The organism is Sandarakinorhabdus sp. (genome assembly GCF_031422795.1).
Lineage (GTDB): Bacteria > Pseudomonadota > Alphaproteobacteria > Sphingomonadales > Sphingomonadaceae > Sandarakinorhabdus.
The window spans coordinates 1-2,440 of sequence record NZ_JANPML010000316.1; the positions used below are offsets into that span (position 1 = coordinate 1).

A 2,440-nucleotide genomic window follows, 5' to 3' on the forward strand; every position below is an offset into this window, starting at 1 on the left:
CAATGCCGCCAACGCCCGGGTGAACGGCATCACCACCGCGCCATCCATGCCGAACGCGCCCAGCCATTCGCCGCGCTGTTCGATGGTGGACAGCGAAAACGGCGGCACATCGGGCTGGAACAGCCGCGCCGGGTGCGGATCGAAACTGGCCACCAGCGCCGGCCGGCCCAGCAGCCTCGCCCAATCCCGCGCGGCGCCCACCACCGCCTGGTGGCCGGCGTGAAATCCATCGAAATTGCCCAGCGCCACGATGCCGCCACGCAAGTGGCCGGGCAGGGCGGCGCCCCCGGAAATCACATCCATGCGATCAGGTCCATGCGGGCGGGCTTAACGGGGCGCGAGGCCGGCGGCAAGCAGCCGTGCCGCATTGCCGCCCATCACTTTTGCGATGTCGGCCTCGTTCAGCCCCGCATCCAGCAGCGCCTGGGTGACGGCATCCAGATGTGCGGTATCGAATCCCACCGTGGTGCCACCGTCATAATCGCTGCCCAGCCCGACATGATCGATGCCGGCCACCGTGATCGTGTGCAGGATGGCCTTGGCGGTGGCCTGCGGGGTCGGTTCGCACACGGCGGCATCCCAGTAACCGATGCCGATCATCCCGCCATTGGCCTTGAGCAGGCGCAATTGATCATCGGTCAGGTTGCGCGGCGTATCGCAGGTGCCCTTCACCCCGCCGTGAGAGATGACGACCGGCCGGGTGGCCAGCGCCATCACATCGGTAAAGGTGGCGGCACTGCTGTGCGCCAGATCGATCACCATGCCGCGCGCTTCGGCTGCTTTCACCACGGCGGCCCCCAGCGGGGTGAGCCCGCCCTTGGCCTCGCCGTGCATCGATCCGCCCACATCATTGTCAAAGAAATGCACCAGCCCGATCATGCGAAAGCCGGCGGCGTGCAGGCGCGCCAGATTCTTGATGTCACCTTCCAGATTCTGCGCGCCTTCGGTGGAGAGCAGAGCGCCAGTGACTTTCCTGCCAGCCGCCCGGTCGGCCAGCACGCTGGCAAGGTCAGTCGGCGTTTTCACGATGCGCAGGCGCCCATTGGCGCGCCCGGCGGCGTCGTGCAGTTTCTGTGCGTGCCACAAGGATCGTTCCAGCAGGCTGAACCAGGTGCGGGTGGGCTGCAACTGGCCGATCACCAGCGGGGTGATATTGTCGGTGTCGCCGCTGTTGCTTTCGTAATTCTGGCCGCGCGGCGTCTTGGTCACGCTGGAAAACACCTGCAGCGCGACATTGCCGGTTTCCAGCCGAGTCAGATCGACATGGCCCTGCGTGGTTTCCGACAGCAGATCGCGCTGCCACATCAAGGTATCGGAATGCAGATCGATCACCGTCAGCCGCGTGTGCAGTGTCGCGGCGGGTGTGCCGACCGGCCAGGTCGCGCCGGTCCAGCGGTTCATGGCGCGTTCGGCGATGCCGGGGACGAAGCCGAAGAAACCCACCGCCGCCAGCCCGACCAGTGCCGTGGTTCCCCAAAGCAATTTCTTCATGTCTGTCCCTCCAAGACTTGTCCTGCTTATCGCCGTTCCAGCGTGATGAAGCTGTAGCCCGGCCGCTCATCGTCGGCGGGATGCGTTTCCCGTCCGATTTCTTCCCAGCGCGCCGGATCGAAGGCCGGCAAAAACGTGTCACCCTCCGGTTCGGCATCAACCTCGGTCAATTCCACGCGCGTGGCGATGGGTAGGGCCAGGGCGTAAATCTCGGCGCCGCCGATGATCATGATGTGGCCGCGGATACGCGGATCAAGCCCGGCGGCGGCAATGGCTTCGGCCAGATTGGGCACGACCGTCACGCCCTCCGCCGTCCAGCCCGGCTGGCGGGTCAGCACGATATTCTGGCGGCCGGGCAGGGGCTTGCCGATCGATTCAAACGTCTTGCGGCCCATCACGACCGGCTTGCCAACGGTGATCGCCTTGAAGCGTTTGAGGTCAGCCGGCAGGCGCCAGGGCATCGCGCCATCCTTGCCGATCACGCCGTTTCGGGCGCGGGCGACGACCATGGTGATGTCCAGAGTCATACGGCCACCGGCGCGGCGATGTGCGGATGTGGATCGTAGCCGGTAATCAGGAAATCTTCCAACCGGTAGGAGAACAGATCGTCTGGCTGGCGGGCGAAATCGAGGCGCGGGAAGGCGCGTGGTGTGCGGCTGAGCTGTTCCGTCACCAGATGTTCGTGATTGGCATAGAGGTGACAATCCGCCCCCATCCAGGTGAGCACCCCCGGTTCCAGCCCGCATTGCTGCGCCAGCATGCGGATCAGCACGGCGGCTTCGAAGATGTTGAACGGAAAGCCCAGGCCCAGATCGCAACTGCGCTGATAGAGGATGCCGGAAAGGCGACCATCAGCAACGAAATATTGGTAGGTCATGTGGCAGGGCGGCAGCGCCATTTGGGTAAGTTCCGGCACGTTCCAGCCGGTGAAGATGTGGCGGCGGCTGGC

At 65.1% G+C, this 2,440-nt stretch carries 3 protein-coding genes and 1 pseudogene; all 4 read right to left on the bottom strand.

Going from position 1 to position 2,440, the window contains the following annotated elements:
* A pseudogene (locus tag RMO81_RS11515) lies at positions 1-303 on the bottom strand (bifunctional riboflavin kinase/FMN adenylyltransferase); the annotation flags it as partial.
* A gap of 24 nt (positions 304-327) precedes the next feature.
* Positions 328-1,491, bottom strand: a complete 1,164-nt coding sequence (locus RMO81_RS11520) for a dipeptidase (protein WP_310476021.1) — start codon at positions 1,489-1,491, stop codon at positions 328-330.
* A gap of 26 nt (positions 1,492-1,517) precedes the next feature.
* On the bottom strand, positions 1,518-2,018 hold the full coding sequence (locus RMO81_RS11525; protein ID WP_310476023.1) for a dihydrofolate reductase: 501 nt from the start codon (positions 2,016-2,018) through the stop codon (positions 1,518-1,520).
* A partial coding sequence (gene thyA, locus RMO81_RS11530; protein WP_310476024.1) for a thymidylate synthase occupies positions 2,015-2,440 on the bottom strand: 426 nt, incomplete at its 5' end. The genes RMO81_RS11525 and thyA, both read right to left, overlap by 4 nt.

Excerpts from the sequence above, each read along its gene's own strand:
- RMO81_RS11520 (WP_310476021.1), bottom strand. The coding sequence starts at position 1,491 with ATGAAGAAATTGCTTTGGGGAACCACGGCACTGGTCGGGCTGGCGGCG.
- RMO81_RS11525 (WP_310476023.1), bottom strand. The coding sequence starts at position 2,018 with ATGACTCTGGACATCACCATGGTCGTCGCCCGCGCCCGAAACGGCGTG.